The 22,574-nt window shown below is 37.9% G+C and carries 17 protein-coding genes; 16 read left to right on the plus strand and 1 reads right to left on the minus strand.

Translation table 11 applies throughout. The annotated features are described in order from the left end of the window. The first annotated feature begins 102 nt into the window (after window positions 1-102). From J7E81_RS18285 to J7E81_RS18330, 10 genes are all read left to right on the plus strand, one after another. Window positions 103-1,251, plus strand: a complete 1,149-nt coding sequence (locus J7E81_RS18285; RefSeq protein WP_215044636.1) for a glycerate kinase family protein — start codon at window positions 103-105, stop codon at window positions 1,249-1,251. Window positions 1,252-1,347: 96 nt separating this feature from the next. After that, window positions 1,348-2,382, plus strand: a complete 1,035-nt coding sequence (locus J7E81_RS18290) for a CdaR family transcriptional regulator (protein WP_215044638.1) — start codon at window positions 1,348-1,350, stop codon at window positions 2,380-2,382. Between the two features lie 189 nt (window positions 2,383-2,571). Beyond that, window positions 2,572-3,954, plus strand: coding sequence for a glycoside-pentoside-hexuronide (GPH):cation symporter (locus J7E81_RS18295; protein ID WP_215044640.1), 1,383 nt, complete (start codon window positions 2,572-2,574; stop codon window positions 3,952-3,954). A gap of 81 nt (window positions 3,955-4,035) precedes the next feature. Beyond that, the gene (locus J7E81_RS18300) at window positions 4,036-5,520 is read left to right on the plus strand and encodes a glycoside hydrolase family 5 protein (protein ID WP_215044642.1); all 1,485 of its coding nucleotides are present in this window, start codon (window positions 4,036-4,038) and stop codon (window positions 5,518-5,520) included. Between the two features lie 152 nt (window positions 5,521-5,672). Next, complete coding sequence (locus J7E81_RS18305; RefSeq protein ID WP_215044644.1) at window positions 5,673-6,338, plus strand: nitroreductase; 666 nt, start codon at window positions 5,673-5,675, stop codon at window positions 6,336-6,338. Window positions 6,339-6,900: 562 nt separating this feature from the next. After that, on the plus strand, window positions 6,901-7,491 hold the full coding sequence (locus J7E81_RS18310) for a YesL family protein (protein ID WP_251028739.1): 591 nt from the start codon (window positions 6,901-6,903) through the stop codon (window positions 7,489-7,491). A 401-nt stretch (window positions 7,492-7,892) separates the two neighbouring features. Continuing rightward, entirely contained in the window at window positions 7,893-9,194 is a 1,302-nt protein-coding gene (locus J7E81_RS18315) for an ABC transporter substrate-binding protein (protein WP_215044648.1), read from the plus strand. A gap of 81 nt (window positions 9,195-9,275) precedes the next feature. Beyond that, window positions 9,276-10,172: a carbohydrate ABC transporter permease gene (locus J7E81_RS18320; RefSeq protein ID WP_215044650.1), complete on the plus strand. Its 897-nt coding sequence runs from the start codon at window positions 9,276-9,278 to the stop codon at window positions 10,170-10,172. Window positions 10,173-10,188: 16 nt separating this feature from the next. After that, window positions 10,189-11,076: a carbohydrate ABC transporter permease gene (locus tag J7E81_RS18325; RefSeq protein ID WP_215044652.1), complete on the plus strand. Its 888-nt coding sequence runs from the start codon at window positions 10,189-10,191 to the stop codon at window positions 11,074-11,076. A 37-nt stretch (window positions 11,077-11,113) separates the two neighbouring features. After that, window positions 11,114-12,628, plus strand: a complete 1,515-nt coding sequence (locus J7E81_RS18330) for a glycoside hydrolase family 43 protein (RefSeq protein WP_215044654.1) — start codon at window positions 11,114-11,116, stop codon at window positions 12,626-12,628. 58 nt (window positions 12,629-12,686) lie between these two features. On the opposite strand, the gene J7E81_RS18335 is transcribed toward J7E81_RS18330, so the two are convergent. Then, on the minus strand, window positions 12,687-13,481 hold the full coding sequence (locus tag J7E81_RS18335) for an AraC family transcriptional regulator (RefSeq protein WP_215044656.1): 795 nt from the start codon (window positions 13,479-13,481) through the stop codon (window positions 12,687-12,689). A gap of 210 nt (window positions 13,482-13,691) precedes the next feature. On the opposite strand from J7E81_RS18335, the gene J7E81_RS18340 reads away from it, so the two are divergent. The 6 genes from J7E81_RS18340 to J7E81_RS18365 all read left to right on the plus strand — a co-directional run bounded on the left by J7E81_RS18340 (window position 13,692) and on the right by J7E81_RS18365 (window position 22,512). After that, window positions 13,692-15,110, plus strand: a complete 1,419-nt coding sequence (locus tag J7E81_RS18340) for a family 43 glycosylhydrolase (RefSeq protein WP_215044658.1) — start codon at window positions 13,692-13,694, stop codon at window positions 15,108-15,110. A 124-nt stretch (window positions 15,111-15,234) separates the two neighbouring features. Continuing rightward, the gene (arfA, locus tag J7E81_RS18345) at window positions 15,235-16,743 is read left to right on the plus strand and encodes an arabinosylfuranosidase ArfA (protein ID WP_215044660.1); all 1,509 of its coding nucleotides are present in this window, start codon (window positions 15,235-15,237) and stop codon (window positions 16,741-16,743) included. An 84-nt stretch (window positions 16,744-16,827) separates the two neighbouring features. After that, on the plus strand, window positions 16,828-17,799 hold the full coding sequence (locus J7E81_RS18350; protein WP_251028731.1) for an aldo/keto reductase: 972 nt from the start codon (window positions 16,828-16,830) through the stop codon (window positions 17,797-17,799). A 290-nt stretch (window positions 17,800-18,089) separates the two neighbouring features. Beyond that, on the plus strand, window positions 18,090-19,619 hold the full coding sequence (locus tag J7E81_RS18355; protein WP_215044662.1) for a glycoside hydrolase family 43 protein: 1,530 nt from the start codon (window positions 18,090-18,092) through the stop codon (window positions 19,617-19,619). Window positions 19,620-19,691: 72 nt separating this feature from the next. Next, on the plus strand, window positions 19,692-21,437 hold the full coding sequence (locus tag J7E81_RS18360) for an SGNH/GDSL hydrolase family protein (protein WP_215044664.1): 1,746 nt from the start codon (window positions 19,692-19,694) through the stop codon (window positions 21,435-21,437). A gap of 301 nt (window positions 21,438-21,738) precedes the next feature. Continuing rightward, on the plus strand, window positions 21,739-22,512 hold the full coding sequence (locus tag J7E81_RS18365) for an IclR family transcriptional regulator (protein WP_215044666.1): 774 nt from the start codon (window positions 21,739-21,741) through the stop codon (window positions 22,510-22,512). The last annotated feature ends 62 nt before the right edge of the window (window positions 22,513-22,574 follow it).

Here is a 22,574-nt window from a genome sequence, read left to right on the forward strand (position 1 = left end):
TAATATTCTCATTAGAAAGCGCTTTACTTATGGCGCCGCAAGGAAAAAAATTTTGCTGCAATGTTTGATCTGCTTATATAAAAAGGAAAGGAGGGAGGAAACATGAACAAAGACTTTGTCATCGTGTTAGCTCCGGATTCATTTAAAGAAAGTATGACAGCAAAAGAAGCATGCGAGGCAATGGAAAGTGGAATTAGAAAAGTAAATAATCAGATAACGTGTATTCAAGTTCCAATGGCCGATGGTGGTGAAGGCACGATGCAATCGCTGGTTGATGCTACTGGTGGCGAAATATTTACGGCAAGAGTAATAGGTCCTCTAGGAAATGAAGTGGACGCCCCCTATGGGATATTAGGAGACGGTAAAACAGGTGTAATTGAAATGGCTAGTGCAAGTGGCCTCCATTTAGTACGAAAAGAAGAAAGGAATCCTCTAGTTACCACCACCTACGGTACAGGTCAATTAATAAAAGCCTGTTTAGATCAGGGGGTAAATAAACTATTAATTGGTATCGGTGGAAGTGCTACAAATGATGGCGGAGCTGGATTAGTACAGGCTTTAGGAGGAAAACTGCTCGATGCAAATGGCGAGGAGCTTGGTTTTGGCGGAGGAGAGCTAGGCCGTTTAGCAAGAATTGATCTGACAAATTTTGATCCGCGTATAAAAGATATCACCGTTGAGGTAGCCTGTGATGTCAATAATCCACTTTGTGGAGAGCGGGGGGCCTCCGTTGTGTTTGGCCCACAAAAGGGTGCTACACCAGAGGTTGTTGAATTATTAGATAAAAACTTAATGAATTATGCAAAAATAATCAAAGCAGAGCTTAATTTAGACCTACTCGATGTACCTGGAGCGGGAGCAGCGGGAGGATTGGGTGCTGGACTAATGGTGTTCTTAAATGGGACTTTAAAAAAAGGCATTGATATGGTTATAGAATATACATTACTGGAAGAGAAAGTCCAGGATGCAGATATGGTCTGGACTGGGGAAGGCAGTATTGACTTCCAGACTAAATTTGGAAAAACCCCCTTTGGAGTTGCCTCAGTTGCTAAGAAATATCATAAGCCAGTGGTGGCAATCGCAGGAAGCATTGGTGAAAATATTGATTCATTGTATGAGAAGATTGATTCTATTTTTTGTAGTATGCAAGGAGTTTATTCACTGGAAGAAGCATTAGCAAATGGACAGAAAAACCTGCAAAAAACCTCTGAACAAGTAATAAGATTTTTAAATTTAGCTAGGCAAATGTGATCAAAAGCTAGGCGGTAAAATGAGATTTGTCCTATTTATCAAATAGTTTAGCAGGTTTAAACTAATAATAAATAGCAGCTTAGAAAAGGTGATGTAATGAAATTATCGAAGCCGATAGCAGAAAAGGTCACAAAGGAAATGATGAAAGTTATCCCCTACAATATTAATCTCATGGATGAAAAAGGGTTGATTATTGGAAGTGGAGATAAGAAACGGATAGGAATATTACATAAGGGAGCAACAAAGGTCATTGCCACCAAGAGCATCAATGAGATTTATACTGAAGGAGACGGGATGAAGCCGGGCGTCAATGAACCTATTATTGTAAATGGTGAAATTATTGGTGTCATTGGGATTACAGGCGATCCTGATGAAGTGAGGCCCTTTAGTAAGCTTGTTGGGGCAACCGCAAAACTTCTAATTGAACAAGAAACCATAAATAAGAAAGCTCAAAATGACAGAATCAAGCGTGAGACATTTTACCATGAATTATCGTATCGAAAAACAAGCTATGATGAAGAGTTTTTACAACAAGGAAAAATGTATGGCATCGACCTTACAAGGAACTGTCAAGCCATCTTAATAAAGGGAAATTTACATTCAAAGGACATAAAGGCGTTTTTTGATAGGTTAAGACATTATTCCACCATTGATAACAGCAGGAGGGTCTTGTTTATTACCGAACATAGCAGCTTTGAGGAAGTAATAACTTATTTATTAGACAGAAAAGAGATTGAAAAGGTAGCGATAGGTGAAAAGGAGGAATTTGCCGCCCTATCACTGGAACAGGCTGCTGATGCTTTGACAGTGGGTGTGAAAATAAAACCCTCAGAAAAGATCTATTATTATCATCATTTAAGGCTATTTATAGATCTCGCTTCCGATCATAGGGATTATCCTAGTAACGTCTTATCGGTATTAGAAGGTTCGGGAAACAATCAGGAGCTTTTCCATACATTGCAAATATATGTGGAGGAAAATGGGGATATTAACCAAACAGCAAAAAAACTGAAAATTCACAGAAATACGTTGAATTATAGATTGGAAAAAATAGGTGATCTCACAGGGAAAAATCCCAAAGTAATTCTAGAATTATTCGAATTAATATGTTCGATTATTTGGTATAAGTGAAAAATTGAAGTGTGGGTAACTATAGTTTTTCAATGGATATCTGCCGGTATGATTTCTATCATAAGGATGAGAGAAAGGAGAAGAAGTATTCTTTATGATTACTTTGTTTGTATAAGGGACAAACAAAGTAGATTTCTGCTTCCCGCTTCATGTTTTCTATAGATGTTTGATTACAAAAGGAGGATTAGAATGAGTGCAAACCTTGCTGAAAAAATAACAGTACTTCCAACAGGAAAAATTAGAATGAAGGAAAAGATCGGATATGCCACTGGGGATTTAGCTTGTAACTTCATTTATCAAACAGTAAGTAGTTATCTATTATTCTTTTATACTGATGTATTTGGAATTTCAGCCGCAGCCGCCGGATTTATGTTCCTGATCGTTCGTATGATTGACGCAGTAGCTGATCCGCTTATTGGAACATTTGTTGATAAAACAAATACTAAATACGGAAGATTTCGTCCATACCTTTTATATGGTGCCTTTCCATTTGCTGGGGTAGCGATTCTTTGTTTTACCACTCCTTCGTTTTCTGATCCTATGAAACTAGTGTATGCCTATATTACTTATATTCTGTTATCGATCACATATTCAGTAATTAACATTCCTTATGCCGCGCTTACTTCAGCGATTACCCAAGATAACAAAGAGGTTGTCAGTTTAACCTCCGTTAGAATGTTATTTTCAAATACTGGTGGCTTAATTGTTTCCTTTGGAGTACCGCTTTTAGCCGGACTTTTTACAAATGCAACTGGAAAAACAAGTACTGGATGGCAAATAACCATGTCAATCATGGGAGTTTTAGGTGCCCTTCTATTAATTTACAGCTTCATGAATACAAAAGAACGAGTACAAATTAATCACTCCAAAGATGCAAAAGTTAATTTTAAAGATATCTTTCTTCAATTAAAGGCCAATCGGCCGCTAGTCATCGTATGTTTTTTCTTTATTCTTAATTTCGGTGTTAACTCCATCGTCAACTCGGTTGGAATTTATTATGTCACTTATAACGTTGCAAGACCGGACTTGGTTAAGTGGTATGGTTTAATGGGAACGCTTCCTGCACTCATCCTTATGCCATTAATGCCAATGATGTATAAATGGATGGGGAAGAAAAAGTTACTATTTACTGCTTTATCCTTTAAGGCAATCGGCTTAATTGCTTTATTCGTTATTCCTGCATCCATGGTTCCACTAGTATTTGCAGGGCGTTTAATTGCCGCATTAGGGACCATCACGGCAGGTGCCTTTACATGGGCATTAATCCCTGAAACGATCGATTATGGTGAATATAAGACTGGCAAACGTGCAAGCGGTGTTATTTACGCATTAGTTGGATTCTTCTTTAAGTTTGGTATGGCCATCGGAGGCATTGTTCCAGGTTTAATTTTGGCCAACTTCGGTTATGTTGCCAATCACGCCCAAACGCCAACCGCATTAAATGGTATTTTAGTTACCATGACCGCTATTCCAGCAGTCTTTGTTCTTATCGAGCTTGTGGCCATCTATTTCTACAACTTGGATGAAAAAGAACATAAAAGAGTATTGGCTGAATTAAAGGCGAGGGGATAAAAAATTAAAATATACAGAATAGTTCGTTCTTTTTTAATACGAAGAATTGGACACTTGTTCAACATTGAAAGGAAGGAATTAATGATGGAATTGCTTAAGGTAAAAAATAATAAAATTACGGATTCAACAGGGAATCCCATTCAACTGAGAGGAACTTGTATTGGCGGCTGGATGAATATGGAGGACTTTATTAATGGCTATACAGGAACGGAACATGCCCTCCGTCACACCGTTTCCGAAGTCATTGGAAAGGAAAAAGCTGAATTTTTATTCGACCGGCTGCTGCATTATTTCTTTGGTGAAGACGATATAAAGTTTATTAAGAGCTGGGGAGCAACCACCATTCGCATTCCTTTAAATTATCGTCATTTTGAAGATGATGAAGCACCTTTTACTTACAAGGAATCGGGATTTAACCGCCTGGACAAAATCATTGATCTCTGTGAAGAGCATGGACTTTACGTTATTCTTGATCTTCATGCAGTACAGGGGTTCCAAAACACCCACTGGCATTCAGATAATGATGTACGTCATAGCTTTTTCTGGCATGACAAAACGTATCAAGACAGGTTTGTCGCTCTGTGGGAAGAGTTTGCCCGCCGTTACAAAGGGCGAGGTATAATTGCAGGGTATAACGTCATGAATGAACCATGTGTGAATACACCGCACGGCGATTTTCCACATACATTCTTTGGCAATTATAAACCGGATTGGGAAAGGATGAATCGGATCTATAAACGGGTCGTTAAAGCCATCCGCAATATTGATCCTGACCACATCATTTTCCTTGAAGGGGATAACTATTCCAAGCTGTTTGCCGGTTTAGAAGCTCCATTTGCAAAAAATCTGGTCTACAGCAGTCATAACTATACAGCGGCTGGATTTGGACCAGGACAGTACCCGGGAGTGGCAGATGCAAAAACGGCCCGCGTAGAGAGTGGCAAGTATTGGGACAAATCTGTCCAAGAGGAAGTATTTTATAACCATGAAGGTACTAAGTTTGCACAGAAATATGATGTTCCTCTTTGGGTGGGTGAGTTTGGCTCTGTCTATAATGGACCAGAGCGGGAGATCCCAGATCGTTTAAGTGCAATGGATGAGCAAATTAGTATTTTTGAAGATTTCGGCGCACATTGGACGACTTGGACGTATAAAGATGTTGGGGTTATGGGGTTAGTGACGCTTGATCCTAATTCAGAGTATATGCAGAAGGTTTCTTCGATTTTAAAAATGAAACTTGCATTAAATACGGATGATTGGATGATTTGGCTTCCGGGGTTTAAGGCAAGAGAATCAGTTGAGGAGTTAGCCAAGCATTTGGAAGAGGTTGTCAATCCGGAAATGTCTCATAGCTTTAATCTTTCCAGCATATCACAAGCCATTTTTACCATTTATGCGGGTGCTCTGATCCAGCCCGAGTATGCGAAAATTTTTAAAGATTTATCAAATGAAGAAATTGACCTTGTAATGCAGTCATTTGCCTTTAAAAACTGTAAAATTAACGAAGGCTTGCTAAATATATTAAAAAAACATACAAACGAAAAAGTTCAGCTGGGAAATGGTTGATTTTTTGATAGATAACTGAGTATAAAGGCTGATTTCAAAAGGAGTGATCGTAATCACCTTGTGAAATCAGCTTTCTCTTTTAACCCATTTTCATAACTAGCTAAAATATAAGAGCTAACTGGTTTACTAGAGTAGTTAAAGGAGGGTTCTAAATGGAAGCTACAAAAATATTTTTTGAAAGGCATACCATTCGGAAATTTTTAAATAAGCCTGTAAGCAAGGAATTATTGACATCGGTACTGTCAGCAGCTATTCGTGCCCCGTCTTGGGCCAATTCACAACCTTGGGAAATATATGCAGCGAGTGATAAAAAATTAGAAGAGTTAAGAAAGGCCTACTTACAATCCTTTGAAAATCACGAACCCCATACACAGGATTTACCTACACCAAAGATATGGCCTGAGTATATAGATGACCGAATGAAAAAGAGCTTTGCAGAGTCATTTAAAAGCATGGGAATTGTCCGTGATGACGAGGCTGCGCGATATAAAAATTGGAAAAATAACTATCAGTTTTTTGGAGCTCCTGTTGCCATCTTCTTATGTCTTGATCATTCGCTTACAGATTGGTCATTGTTTGATCTTGGGATGTTTGCCAACAGCCTGATGCTTGCAGCTAAGGCCCATGGACTGGATTCAGCACCGGCAGCAAGCTCGGTTTCCTACCCCCATCATATTAGAAACGTACTAGGCATCCCGGCCAATCAGAAAATCATCGTGGGTATCATGATTGGGTATGCGGACCCCGAGCATCCATATAATCAATATGTTTCAAACAGGGTCCCTATTGATGAAGTTGCCCATTTTAGGGGCATCTGATTATTCGGATTAGGATAACATTGTAGGCATAGGGAGTTTTCCTCTAGTCAAAGAGTTGGTTTGGTCACTTACTCATTACGACATTTTGGGGAGGTACTCCTTTTTTAGTTATTAAGAGTTTTGAGCCGGTAGGGCTCATATTTATGGAATTAAATGGATATCAGGTATTCATGTAAAAGTTTGTTTATTGGGTATACAAACTTAAAATAAGATGATATAATATTCTGAAAGTTAAAATTTCTATCATCCCTAGGAGTGGGGATGAGTAAAAAGATTAGCTAGAGATTATTGAGTACGGCAGGTATCACCCAAGATCGGGTAATTCCTGCAATATTTCGTTCAGATAATGTGAATGAATAGGAATTGTAAGTGGATGTGGTAAAGTAAAGGACGTTTCTTTAAAGCTTTTCCCTAACTGTATATTAAGATAGCTCCTAGTACTTCTTAAAAAGGAAAATGATATTGTTTACATACTTGTTTAAATAAATGAAAGAGGTGATACCATATGCCAATGGGCAGAGTGATGGGAGGACTCTTAACTGTATGCGATTGGATTTGGAAGATGGCTTTGGTTAATATCTTATGGATTCTCTTTACATTAACTGGGTTCATAGTTTTTGGTATAATGCCCGCAACTGTTGCATTATTTACAGTGGTTAGAAAGTGGAGCATGAAAGAAGCAGATATCCCTATTTCTCGAGTCTTTTTTCAGACCTATAAAAAGGAGTTCCTACATGCTAATATTGTGGGTTTAATAATAGGGGTCATTGGCTTTTTCCTGCTTTATGATTTTAGGCTCTTAATGGCAATAGGTGGTACCGTTCAATACATTCTGTCAGTCCCTTTATTGATCATTATTGGTTTGTATTTGATCACCTTGTTATATCTTTTTCCTGTCTATGTCCATTTTGATTTAAAGTTTTTTCAGTATTTTAAAAGTGCATTTTATATTGGGACTCTTAATCTGCACATTACCATTTTGATGGTAGCAGTGCTTCTATTATTAAGTTTTCCGTTCTCCAAATTCCCGGGATTTATACCATTTTTTTTGGTAAGTCTTATGTCCATTGTGATTATGTTTGGTGCGACAATAGCTTTTAAACGTATAGAAAAAAAACAAAAGAAGTATAGTACTTTAAAATTAGAGATATAGTTAGAAACTGACCCAAAGATTTGTTCTTTGGGTTTATTTTTTTAAAAAAATATTATTTTTATTCTAATAAAATTTAGAGGATGCAACACAACGTCTAATCAATGAACGGGTTGAGGAATTAATTTCCCTTTTAATCTTTCTTTAACAGCATAACCTTAGAATATATCAATTATTTATATGAAAATGTCAATGCATGGAGGGAATAATTATATTATTATTCTATTAATAACTTGGAAACGCTTTATTTGTAAAAAAATTTGTAGCCACCAGTGTTGATCAAAAGAAATAGTTTCCATTGAACAGTTGTAACAAAATAAGTTGAAAGCGATTTCGGTCAAAGGGGTGATGTGAGAATTGTAAGTCTTATTTTTTGAGAAAAAATAAAAAGGAGAGAAAAACTTATGAAAAAACTTCTAAAATCATTTTTAGCTGGGGCATTAGCACTATCTCTCACTGCTTGTGGAAGCAATAGTAGTCAGTCCAGCAGCAAAAACGATGGGAAAACGATTTCTGGCGAACTCACTATTATGGGCTGGGGTGGTGGAGAAGAACTCCAGGCCAGAAAGCAAGCTACAAAAGTATTCGAAAAGTTGTATCCTGAAGTGAAAGTTCATGAAATATGGCTTCCGGCAGATAGTGTTGATCAGAAGCTTGATGCGGCATTGGCAGCAGGGAATGCTGCTGATGTGATTATGATGTCACCTGACTGGAAAGGTCTCCGTTCAAAATGGTTTGAAGATTTGAATCCTTATTTAGAAAAGGATAATATCGATACTGCAGATTTTACGCCGGGTGCAGATGATGGGTACGTAGACCCAGATGGAAAAAGGGAAGGGATGCCTACAACTGAATCAGATTTCATGTTCGCTTACAATAAAGAAATTTTCGACAAAGCCGGAGTTCCATATCCTACAAATGATTGGACATGGGATGACTTTAAAAATGTTTCAGGGAAAGTTTCTTCAGGTTCTGGTGCTAAAAGGACTTATGCTATTGTTTCACATTGGATTCTTCAAAGTTTTGCATCTTTACCATATGGTGGTACTCCATATAACAGTGATTGGACCAAACAGACAGTAGATGACCCAAAAACAATAAAAGCGTTGGAATTGTTTGCAGATCTCGTCAAATCAAAAGAGTTGCCTGATGATGCTGCTTCTAAAAGTATACCTATGGACCAGATGTTTGTATCAGGAAAAGCTGCCATGTATCCACTGGGATTGTTCGAGGCTGGAGAAATAGCTAAAAAAATAGGGAATAGCTTTAAATGGGGTATTGTTTTGCCTCCTAAAGATCCTAATGGAAAAAATACGAATATTAAATTTCAAACAGGTTTTGCTATGAATAAGGCATCAAAGAACAAGAAGGCTGCATGGGCCTACATAAAGACAATATCTATGAATAAAGAAGTAAATGATATCTATGCTAAAGTAGGAATTCCAGCATTAAAGGAATCAGCTGACACCACTTTTAGTAAACTGACTATTCCAAATACAGATATTAAACAGACTGACTACCTTAACGGATTGGCGGATGCAACTACGTTTCCTTGGGGTGGATCCATTAATAAAGCTGCAGACTTATTCGAACAAGTATGGCAGCAAATTACTACTAAGAAAAGTTCGGCTAAAGACGCTGTGAAAAAATATGCTCCACAAATACAAGCTGCACTTGACGAAGTTCATCAAAAACAAAGTAAATAGTTTAGGCAATTAAATTAATGGGAGGAAGACATAAAAGGCAATATCCTCCCTTTATATATTCGTCTCTTGAGGGGTGAAGAAATGAAAAAGAAGAATACTAGTAGTGAAAAAAGTGAAGCTAGGTTATTTTACTTATATACATCACCATTTATTTTGGGTTTTTTAATTTTCACATTATATCCAGTAGTTTATTCCATTATATTGATCTTTACAAATGCGGATATGACTGGAACGGGTGAATTTGTAGGCTTGGCCAATATAAAAAAGGCTTTTACTCAAGATCCCCTTTTCTATAAATCTCTAAAAAATACTTTATATTTTGTAGTAGTTTCTGTCCCATTAAGTTTAATCGTATCCTTTATGGTTGCGCTCTTACTAAATCACAAAAAAATAAAAGGAATGGGGATATTCAGAACCACTTTTTATATACCGTATATAACGGCAGGTGTTGCTGTCACATTATTGTGGGGATGGATTTTTAACGCACAATTCGGTCTCATAAACTATGTTCTTTCATTTTTGGGGATAACCGGTCCGAATTGGCTTAGTGATGGTAAATGGGCGATGCCTGCGATTATCATAATGGGTTTATGGACGATTGGCAACTCTATTATTATAACACTTGCTGGGTTACAGGATATACCGGAACAATTATATGAAAGTGCTTCAATCGATGGTGCGAATCGTCTTATAATGATTACTCATATTACCCTTCCTCTGTCGACACCAACATTATTTTTTAATCTAGTAATGGGAATAATAGGTGGCTTTCAAGTTTTCATGCAGCCTTTTGTTTTAACAGAAGGGGGCCCTAACTATGCTACCTATACCTATATGATGCATATATATAACAGTGCATTCAAATATGGTGAGATGGGGTATGCTTCAACATTAGCGTGGATCTTATTTATTGTAATTCTGATTATAACTTTAATTGTAAACCGTACTTCTAAATACTGGGTATACTACGAGAATTAATTTTGGAGGCGGAAAAATGCAGGCAAATGTGGCGATAAAAGAAACGACAGTGAATCATTATAAGAATAAAAGAAAAGTTGAAGCGATTAATCTTGTTATAAGTTATATTATATTGAGCTTATTGGCATTAGTGTTTATATTCCCATTTTTATGGATGATTTCTACTGCTTTTAAAGTACCTTCTGAGGCGTACACAATACCTCCGAAATTAATACCAAAAACATTTACATTAGATAATTTTATTCAGGGATGGCAGTATGCAGATTTTACAAGGTACACCTGGAATACGATTATAGTAACTGTTTTAGCAACCTTAGGAGCAGTATTCTCAGCATCCTTTGTTGCATATGGCTTTGCAAGGTTTAAATCACGTTACAGTAACATCCTTTTTACCATCGTACTAGGAACAATGATGCTGCCTAATCAGGTTCTATTAATTCCAACTTATATTTTATTTTCAAAACTAGGTTGGCTGGATACATTAAAACCTCTTATAATACCCTCATATTTTGGCGGTGGGGCGTTTAATATTTTTCTTCTGAGACAATTTTTTAAAACCATACCAATAGAGTTAGATCAGGCTGCTAAAATTGATGGTGCTAATTCATTTCAAATCTACTTTAAAATTCTGTTACCAATAATCAAACCAGCTTTGATGACAGTTGCAGTTATGTCAGTTGCTTTCCATTGGAATGACTTTATGACACCATTAATTTATTTAAATAGTGACGAACATTTTACGCTCGCTCTAGGTTTGCAGTTTTTTCAGAATTCCTACGGTTCCTCTCAAGTTCAGATGCTTATGGCCGTGTCTTTAATAACAGTAATTCCTTTACTCATACTTTTCTTCATTGGGCAAAAATACTTTGTTCAAGGGATTACAATGTCTGGACTTAAGGGATGATCATTCATATTTGGTTACAAGGAAAAGGTGATTCCAGATGAAGTATAAAAACCCGATCATACCGGGATTTAACCCAGATCCGAGCATATGCAGGGTGGGCAATGATTTTTATATTGTTAATTCAAGTTTTGAATTTTATCCAGGTGTTCCAATCTATCATAGCAGGAATTTAGTTAACTGGAACTTGATTGGATATTGCCTGTCGAGAAGATCACAGGATGAACTATTAAACGCAAGGGCATCTGGAGGAATTTATGCGCCTACCATCCGATACCATAATGACATGTTTTACATGACAACAACGAATGTATCTCATGGTGGTAATTTTATTGTACACGCAAAGGATCCAAGTGGGCCCTGGTCGGAACCTGTATGGGTAGACCAGGGGGGAATCGACCCATCCTTATTTTTTGATGATGATGGAACGGTGTATTACTGTTCCAATGCAACCGTAGAAGGGAAAATGGGAATCGCACTTTCAATTATTGATCCAATGACTGGAGAAAGATTGTCTCCCATTCAACATATTTGTTCAGGCAGCGGTGGACGTTATCCGGAGGGACCTCATTTATACAAAATCAATGATTGGTATTTTTTGATGATTGCAGAGGGTGGGACTGAATATGGACACATGGAGACCATATTCAGGAGCAGGTCTCCATGGGGACCTTACGAAGGCTGCCCGCACAATCCCATTCTTTCACACAGAGACCGTACATACAGTCCGATACAGTGTACAGGTCATGCTGATATGGTAGAAGATCAAAATGGGAATTGGTGGCTCGTGTGTCTAGGGGTCAGACCATTAAAAGGTATGCTACATAATCTTGGCCGTGAAACCTTTCTTGCTCCGGTCACTTGGACAAGCGATGGATGGCCGGTTATAGGGAATGATGGTTATATTGAAATGGAAATGAATGGTCCTCTTCCTGAAGATACTTTCCCACAAAGTGATAGTTGGGATGATCATTTTGAGAGTAATAAGTTGGATCTAAATTGGAACTTTATCCGTAATCCAAAAATAGAAAACTATGATTTATCTTCAAGAAAGGGCTCGCTCAAAATTACAGGAGAAAATAAAACACTATCCGAGGATAAAGATTCTCCTTCATTTATTGGAAAGATACAGCAGCATTTTAACTGTACTGCAGAAGTCAACATGTCCTTTAAAGCCGATGAACAAAACTCTGAAGCCGGCATAACCGCTTACTACAATGATAGTTATCATTATGAAGAATTTTTAACAAAAATGGATGGGGAATATTACGCTTGCCTGAGAAAAAAAGTACATGATATTGAGGTTATAACAGAGAGGAAAAAGGTTGACTTCATAGAGGAGATAATTTTTAGAATCAGAAGCGATAGAGATTACTATTATTTTGATTATAAACTTCCTGAGGGAGATTGGGAACACCTGGGCAAGGGAATGACAGCTGGCCTTTGCACAGAAGGAACGCATACCATGACTTTTACAGGTACCTACCTTGGTGTGTATTGTGTAAATGGAAATGCCTTTTTTGACTGGTTTAGATATACCGGAAACAATGATTAGTATAGAACTGATTGATCCAAGTAAACCTTGGATCAATCAAATGGTTCTTCCTGCAATATCAGAGAATTGATTCTTTTTCACTGTATGAATTGGCAGCATGGTTTCGAAATCTGCCTGGAGTATATCCTGTCTTTTGTTTAAATTGTCGGCAAAAGTGCTCTACATTGTTATACCCACAGCGAAATGCGACTTCAGCAATTGTATAGGAACCATGCCTTAAATATTCTTTGGCTAGCCGGATTCGGCTGATAATTACGTCATCCATGCAGGAGATACCAAAGGTGTTTTTATAGAGTGTCTGCAAATAGCCAGGGCTTAGATGGACAGATTCTGACATTTTAGGAATTGTCCAATTATCACCAGGGTTAGTGTATATTTCAGTACGAAGATTTATAAGGTTATAATATTGCGGGGAAATCTCAGTTTGGAAGTAAGATTCCAAAAGTTTATTAAACAGAATTCTTAACAAATAATCAATTGATGATTCTTTGAAATCTTTATTAAAAGAGTGCTCAGTGACAAGTAGCTGAAATAGCTTGTGGCAATAGTCCGGATCTTCCAATGAAAAAGGTATACCACGTGGAAGCATTGTTTCGGTAATATAAGGTTCATTAGACTCAAAACGCAGCCAGTTATTTATGTATGTTTCAGCACAAGCCCGATAGTATATTTTCTGATGTGGTTGAAATAATATGGCACTGTGCGCTGGGTATTCCTTGATTTCACCATTTACCCAGAAAAAAGCTGGAGTTTTTGTTATGACAAGAAGCCAGCAGTCATGACCGTTAGGAATATCAAAAACAAAACTACCATTGTGAGTAGCATCAGTTTCTACATAGTAAATATTTGTCATAGTTATACTCCAATCTTCATGTTGCTTCATAAACTGAGGGACAATAACTCCTCTGAGTCCCCATATAATAACAAGTATTATATATCAATCTTAGAATATATCAATTATATTTTATTGTGTGAAAATTTCAAGAACTTATATACTTTTGAGAAGTAAATTAGTGCATTTTATGTGGTTAAAGCACCCGTTTATTAAGATACAAGGAGTGAAGTGACGGTGAAGCAAGGATTTAATCCGTATCTTCCATCATGGGAATATACTCCTGATGGAGAACCATATGTTTTTAACGAAAGAGTGTATGTTTATGGCTCGCATGATAGGTTTAACGGTCATGTCTTTTGCATAAACGATTATGTGTGCTGGTCGGCACCAGTGGATAATTTAGGTGATTGGCGGTATGAAGGCGTCATTTACAAAAAAACAGATGATCCACTCAATCCTGATGGCAGAATGTGTCTTTATGCACCGGACGTCACGGTCGGTCTGGATGGTCGATATTATCTCTATTATGTGCTTGACAAAGTTCCCATTGTGTCGGTAGCTGTCTGTGATTCGCCGGCAGGCCGTTACGAATTTTACGGTTATGTGCATTATCCAGATGGAACACGCTTGGGGGAAAGAGAAGGCGACCAGCCTCAATTCGACCCAGGGGTCCTAACCGAAGGTGAGAAAACCTATTTGTACACTGGATTTTGTGCAGCAGGTGACAAATCAAGAAAGGGTGCCATGGCGACAGTAATTGGTCCAGATATGCTTACCATTATGGAAGAACCCGTTATTATTGCACCAAGTGAACCCTACAGCAAGGGCAGCGAGTACGAAGGACATGAGTTTTTTGAAGCGCCGTCCATAAGGAAAAAAGGAGACACCTATTATTTTATTTACTCCTCTATCGTCATGCATGAGCTTTGCTATGCGACTAGCAAACATCCGACAGAAGGCTTTGTCTACCAGGGAGTCATCGTAAGCAATGCTGATCTTCATATCGATACATACAAACCAGCGGACAAGCCTATGTACTATGGTCACAATAACCACGGCAGCATTGTTGAAATGAATGGGAAATGGTACATCTTTTATCATAGGCATACTAATGGAACCGTTTACAGCAGACAGGGCTGTGTAGAGCCGATTGAATTTAGGGATAATGGCACCATACCCCAAGTAGAGATGACATCCTGCGGACCCAATGGAGGACCACTAGTGGGACACGGGGAATATCCAGCTTATGTGGCTTGCAATCTATTCTGTAAGGATGAGGAATTGTATTCGGGTTCTCTCGGGGCATGGATGGACGGACGATTTCCGAAGATTACACAGGATGGTAAAGATGGAGATGAAGAAATCGGATACATTGCGAATATGAGGGATACTGCAACAGCCGGTTTTAAATATTTCCAATGCGACGGTATTCGAAAAGTCAAAATCAAGGTGCGTGGATATGCCAAAGGGAGTTTTGAAGTCAAAACATCATGGAACGGGCCGGCCCTCGGAGAAATACCGGTTGATTTTACGAACATATGGACAGAATATTCCGCTGAAATTACCATTCCGGACGGTATACAGGCATTGTATTTTACTTATAAGGGGATCGGTAACGCAAGTCTCGCTTCTTTTACATTCGAATAAACAACAGATGTAACAATAATACTTTGTTCGTTGGTTATCCAAACGTTATAATGGAGTAGTAATAATATTGAAAATATATTCCAAAAGCAGTCACTAGAAACAACTAATTGAGAGGATGAAAAATATGGGACAAAAGGCAAAAATGATTCTTGAAAAGGATTTTAAAGTTTCTGAGATTGATAACCGTATCTACGGTTCTTTTATCGAACATCTGGGACGTGCAGTCTATGGAGGGATTTACCAGCCCGGTCATCCGCAGGCAGATGATAATGGCTTCCGTCAAGATGTGATGGAAATGGTAAAAGAGCTTCAGGTTCCAATCATTCGTTATCCAGGTGGAAACTTTGTATCCGGTTACAAGTGGGAGGATGGCGTAGGACCAGTTGAAAATCGCCCACGCAGGCTTGATTTAGCATGGCGCACTACGGAAACCAATGAAATTGGTACAAATGAGCTCATGAAATGGGCAAAGCTGGTAAATGCGGATGTAAACATGGCCGTTAACTTAGGAACACGCGGTATTGACGCTGCTAGAAACCTGGTAGAATATTGCAACCATCCGGGTGGTTCTTATTATAGTGATTTACGAATTTCCCACGGGTTTAAAGAGCCTCATAAAATTAAAACATGGTGCTTGGGAAATGAAATGGATGGTCCTTGGCAAATTGGCCATAAAACGGCTGAAGAATATGGGAGGATTGCTGCCGAAGCAGCCAAGGTCATGAAGTGGGTTGACCCAACAATTGAACTTGTTGCATGCGGAAGCTCTGGCCGAGGCATGCCAACCTTTGCAGATTGGGAAGCAACTGTTTTGGACCACACCTATGATTATGTTGAGTTTATTTCACTTCATCAATATTATGGCAATCGTGATAATGACATCTCCAACTATTTGGCTATGACCCTCGAAATGGATGACTTTATCCGGTCAGTCATATCCATAGCCGATTATATTAAAGCGAAAAAACGAGGAAAGAAGAATATCAATCTTTCTTTTGATGAATGGAATGTGTGGTATCACAGTAATGATGCGGATAAGAAAATTGAACCGTGGAGCATTGCACCTCAGCAGCTGGAAGATCATTATAATTTTGAGGATGCCCTATTGGTTGGTTGTATGCTGATCACGTTATTAAAGCATGCTGACCGCATAAAAATTGCTTGTCTTGCCCAGTTGATAAATGTAATTGCACCTATTATGACGGAAGAAAATGGATCAGCCTGGAAGCAGACCATTTTCTATCCATATATGCATGCATCAGTATTTGGACGCGGCGTTTCCTTGAATCCGATTATTTCAAGTCCAAAATACGATAGCAAGGATTTTACGGATGTACCTTATTTAGAATCAACAGCTGTATATAATGAAGAAAATGAACAGTTAACCATTTTTGCGGTAAACCGCCATTTAAAGGAAGGCTTGGAACTAGAGTGCGATATTCGTAACTTTGATGGATATGAGGTTGTGGAGCATATCGTCCTAGAAAACGATGACTTAAAGCAAACCAATTCAGCTAAAGGCACACCGGTTGCTCCACATTCAAATGGTAATGCCGCAATTGAAAATGGTTTGGTTTCAGCTGTGTTGCCGAAATTGTCTTGGAATGTAATCCGGTTAGCAAAACGTAAATAGTTCTAATTCATATTAAGGTTTATTGGAAAAAAACGGATATTAAGGCAGCGTAAAAATGATAGTAATAAAATTGGAGGTATACAAATGAATTACAGATTACTTGGAAAAACAGGTTTAAAAGTTTCCGAGATTGGATATGGTGCTTGGGGAATAGGAAATACCGGATGGCAGGGAGCAAACGATGAAGAATCCATTAAGGCACTAAACAAAGCAATTGATCTCGGCCTGAATTTTATTGATACAGCCTTAGGGTATGGAAATGGTCACAGTGAGCGCTTGGTTGGACAAGTATTAAGAGAACGCCAGGAATCGATTTATGTATCAACCAAGATTCCTCCGAAAAATTTAAAATGGCCTGCTCCTGCAGGTATTTCAGCAGAAGAAGCTTTCCCGGCAGATCATATTATTTCCTGCACAGAAGAGAGCTTGCACAATCTTGGTGTCGATACGATCGATGTCCAACAGTTTCACGTATGGTCTGACGAATGGGTAAATCAAGGAGAATGGCTTGAAGCAATTGAAAAGCTGAAAAAGCAAGGAAAAATTAAATATTTTGGTGTTTCCATTAATGATCATCAGCCGGAAAATGCCATCAAGTTGATTGAGACAGGCCTGGTTGATACAGTTCAAGTTATCTACAATATTTTTGAACAAAGCCCGGAAGATAAGCTTTTCCATGCTTGTGAAAAACATAATGTCGGTGTGATTGCCCGAGTACCTCTAGATGAAGGGGGACTGACCGGCAGAATCACCCCGGAAAGTCGATTTGACGAGGGCGATTTCAGAAATCATTATTTTAAGGATGAAAGGAAACGTGAAGTTTACAACCGGGTAAATGAAATCGTAACAGATCTTAACATTTCTATCGAGGATATGGCAGAAACATCACTACGGTATGTTTTAAGCCACCCTGCAGTTTCTACCGTTATACCTGGGATGCGTACCATCAAAAATGTCGAAAGAAACTGTAAGGTTGGGGACGGAAAAGGGCTTTCTCAAGAGTCGGTTAAGAAGCTGAAAGCTCATAGATGGATTCGGAATTTTTATCAGGCTTAATCATTGTTATCCATCTAAAAGTCTTTATTAACAAAGAAATATACATCCCATATACAAAGGATATACATTTCCTGCCTGTCAAAATGACGGGCAGGAATATTACATATAGAAATATTTCTGAACAGTTATCGGAAAGACTTGCTTATCAACTCAAGCTGAACGAGTGCGTCAACTTTTCCACCTAAAGGAATCACACATCAGGAGAATTAGGCGGTAGCTATAAGAAAGAAATAACTAAATTGCCAAGGCAGGTTAGAAGTAGATAGACAATGGAAGGATCAAAGAATTATATGAGTAAAACTAATTTAAAGAATCCCATTATATGGGCGGATGTCCCGGACCCTGATGTGATAAGAGTCGGGACAGTTTATTATATGATAAGTACGAGCATGCATACTATGCCAGGATGCCCAATTATGAAGTCGAAGAATTTAGTAGATTGGGAGATTATCGGATATGTATTTGATATTTTGGAAGACAATGTTGCCCATAATTTGAAGGATGGAAAAGGAATTTACGGGAAAGGTTCTTGGGCTGCAAGTTTGCGTTATCATAATGAAACCTTCTATGTTTCTTTTTCTAGTAACGACATGAATAGGTTTTATATCTATCAAACAAAAGAAATTGAAAATGGACAATGGTCTCGTTCCATTTTTGAAGGAGTATATCACGATCCCGCATTACTTTTTGATGAAAATAGGGTGTTTGTGATTTATGGCAATGGTGACATTCATATAACAGAATTGACAGAAGATGTAACAGCAATAAAACCGGGAGGCATCCATCAATTATTGTTGGTAACCGATAAAGAAGATATCGGTTTGCGATGTGAAGGATGCCATGCGTATAAGATAGACGGGCGATATTATTTATTATTTATCGAATGGCCAATAGACGGATACAAGCGCAGAAGGCAAATATGTTATCGCGCTAGCCAGCTTTTGGGTAGGTATGAGCGTAAAGTGATTTTTGATGATGACATGGAATACCATAATCATGGAATTGCACAAGGAGCGATTTTTGATACGCCGGAACATGAGTGGTATGCCATGTTGTTTCAAGATCATGATGCCGTTGGCAGAATCCCCTATATACTGCCTGTCACTTGGAAAGACGGATGGCCCATGGTGGGGATAGACGGTAAGGCACCAAAAGAATTGGAAATAAACGTGCCTGCTTCTTCAAAAAAGCCGTTAGTGATCAGTGATGAGTTTGACTATACAGAAAATAATTTGCCCTTGAATTGGCAGTGGAATCATAATCCGGATAATGAGCTATGGTCATTCACAAAAAGGCCGGGCTATCTGCGTTTGGAAAACGGCCATTTAACGAACAGCATTTTATATGCACGTAATACATTGACACAAAGAACGGAAGGACCTGACTGTACAGGGATAACGAAGATGGATATTTCAAACATGAAGCCTGGTGATTATGCAGGATTGGTCGCTCTCCAGAATAGCTTTGGGACTGTGGGAATTAAGGCAGAAGTGGACGGAAATAAATACGTCTCAATGTGTGTAAACCGCGGTGATGGTAATGAAAAAATGGTTGAAAGGATTTCATTTTCTAGCAATCAGATTTATTTGAAAATTGAGTTTAATTTTGATGATAGTGTTGATCTAGCGGAATTTTTCTATTCTGAAGACGGAGAAAATTGGGGTAAAATTGGCTGTCCATTAAACATGAAGTATACATTAGATCATTTCATGGGTTACCGGATTGGCTTATTTAATTATGCTACTGCGCAAATTGGCGGATATGTAGATATTGCTTATTTCCATTATCAAAGAGGCTCATTGAACACTGTTAGAATCTAGCGTAGAAAAATAGTGATTAATTCTAAATAATTTGTCATAAAAAATAGATGATTTATAGGAGAGAAAGGTTAAATGACTGAAAAAAGCAGATTGTTGAAAAATGACAATAGAGATGAAGATTTCCTAGCACCAAAAGATCAAGTGATAAAACGGGATAGCTTTTTCGTTATGTTTGAGAGTGTGATTGAGGCAACTCCCCGTAATGAAGGCAAGCCCTCACAGGAAATCTATTTAGAAGGAGAACAATTGAAAAGTCTTGCCAGATTTGTAGGTGGCGTGGAAGATGAGGAAATGCTGACTCTGCTTGAAGATTGTAAGGGATTCCGTAAGCTGGTTCACAGTATAGGGGTAGTAATAAAAACAGGAAATGAATATGCAGGAAAAATCAACTTTGTATTACAAAATTATGGAAAAGGGAAAAAATATGAAACTGGAACACTACTAAGAATGCCATGTCCAACAGATGGAACCGAGATCATTTTAGACCTGGGAGATTACCAATGGTCCCCATATGATGATATACCAGGTAAATTTGCCTTTGAATTTGAGCATCCGGGTGAACTAGCAACAGCAAGTGTAAAATTCTATCTGCATGATTTCTATAAGGTCCCTGAGATATCGTTGGAACCACCGGTCGCATTTGGCTCAAAAGGTTACCAGTCCATGATTAGAAAATCCCTTTTAAGTAAAGGAAACAATCAAAGATTGAAAGCGGCAATTGAAAAAGCAGAAAGAGGCGAGGATGTAACCATCGCCTATATAGGGGGCTCCATTACTCAGGGAGCTGGAGCAAAACCAATCCATACTCATTGTTATGCCTATCAATCTTATTTGAAGTTCAGAGAAATGTTTGGTAAAGATGATGGAAGGAATGTCCATTTTGTGAAGGCCGGAGTAGGAGGTACACCATCTGAACTCGGTATGATCCGCTATGAACGGGATGTTCTAAGGAATGGAAAAGTAAAGCCGGATATCGTGATTGTTGAGTTTGCGGTAAATGATGCAGGAGACGAAACAAAGGGAATATGTTACGAGAGCCTATGTTTAAAAATACTTTCTTCGGAAAACAACCCAGCTGTTATTTTATTATTCAGCGTGTTTGTAGATGACTGGAATCTGCAGGAAAGGCTTTCTCCCGTAGGAATGCACCATGAACTCCCAATGGTAAGTGTAAAAGATGCAGTGGTAGAGCAATTTAGACTTACAAAGGAAGAGGGAAATATCATAACCAAGCGGCAATTTTTTTACGATATCTATCATCCAACAAATGACGGTCATACTATAATGGCAGATTGCCTTTCTTATCTATTTTCTGAAACGAAGAAATCCTTTAGAGATAGAAATGATATAAAAATAGATAGATTGCCGGTTTATGGTAATGGTTTTAAGGATGTACAGTTACTTGATAGGAAAGATAACCGAATAGATGCAACGATAAATGTGGGCAGTTTTTGGGAAACAGATGTAGATTTGCAGATGGTAGAGATGGATGCTAACTCTTTCGTTACACCTCAATTTCCAAATAACTGGATGCATACAACTACATCGGGAAATGAAAGTTTCAAAATGACAATAAACAGCAGAAGCCTCATTCTTGTTTATAAGGATTCTGGAAATAGTGAGTTTGGGATAGCGGAAATATTTGTGGATGGAAAGCATGTAAAAACCGCCGATCCTCATGAAGTTAACTGGACTCATTGTAATGCTGTCATCTTGTATCAGGAGAATGCCTGCCGGGAACACCAGGTAGAAATTAAGATGGCTTCCGATAATGAAGACAAATGTTATACCATTTTGGGATTCGGATATACCTTATAAGTTTTTATGTCCTACCTGGTGATGGTGAGTATGATTACTCATTGAACCCTTCTTCCTAATAATAGGTTTATTTGAAAGCCTTTACTTATTTGGAGCAGTGTTCATAAAAAAAAAAATCAATGATTCAGAATATTTATGTAAATTATGTTGACTCATGTGAATCATTACAGTAATATTTTAACTAGATTTAAGCTACATTATAAAATCTGGTTTTATAATGTAAAACAAATTATTAAAGAGAACTAATGCTTCAACATAGTAATCTACGTCTAGAGACCCAACAAAAAAGGATTGATATTAAATGCCAATAATTCAATCAGTTGAAAGAGCATTGACGATTTTAGACTTGTTTGATGAACATTCAACTGAATTAAAAATAACCGAAATTAGTGAGCGTATGAACTTAAATAAAAGTACTGTTCATTCATTATTGAAAACGCTAAAAAAAAGCGGTTATATTGATCAGGATGGAGAGAGTGGAAAATACAAGCTTGGCATGAAGTTACTTGAAAGAGGTAATTTTGTTATAACCAACTTAGATGTCCGGAACATCGCAAAAAAATACCTACTTGATTTATCGAAAAAAACCGGTCACACCCTTCACCTCGTCATATTAGAGGGAAAAGAAGGTCTATATATAGATAAAGTAGAGGGAACTTCAGCAAATGTTCTATATTCTCGGATTGGAAGGAGGGTACCGATACATACAAGTGCAGTAGGAAAGCTTCTTGTTGCTTTAAGTTCCCAAGAAGAGATTGATAAAATGATGGATGGCTATGTATTTGATCAAAGGACTCCTAGAACAATAACAAATAAATCTGATTTTTTAAATGAATTGGCTGAAATAAAAATAAATAGATTTGCTTATGATCGAGAAGAGAATGAGCCTGGTATTTGCTGCCTCGCATTTCCGATTCGTAATCATACAGGCAATGCTATAGCTGCTTTTAGTGTTTCGATGCCTACTCCTCGATTAAATGATGAGGAAATGGAACGAATTATACCATTGATGCTTCAAACTAGTGAAGAAATATCTCGAGAAATGGGTTATGTATCAAAAACTCCTTATTATTAATAATGGAGTTTTCATTTGAACACATTATAAAACTTAGTTTTATAATGTAAAACTAATTAGAG

This window comes from Bacillus sp. ISL-18, from assembly GCF_018613415.1.
In the GTDB taxonomy this organism is placed as follows: Bacteria; Bacillota; Bacilli; order Bacillales; family Cytobacillaceae; genus Neobacillus.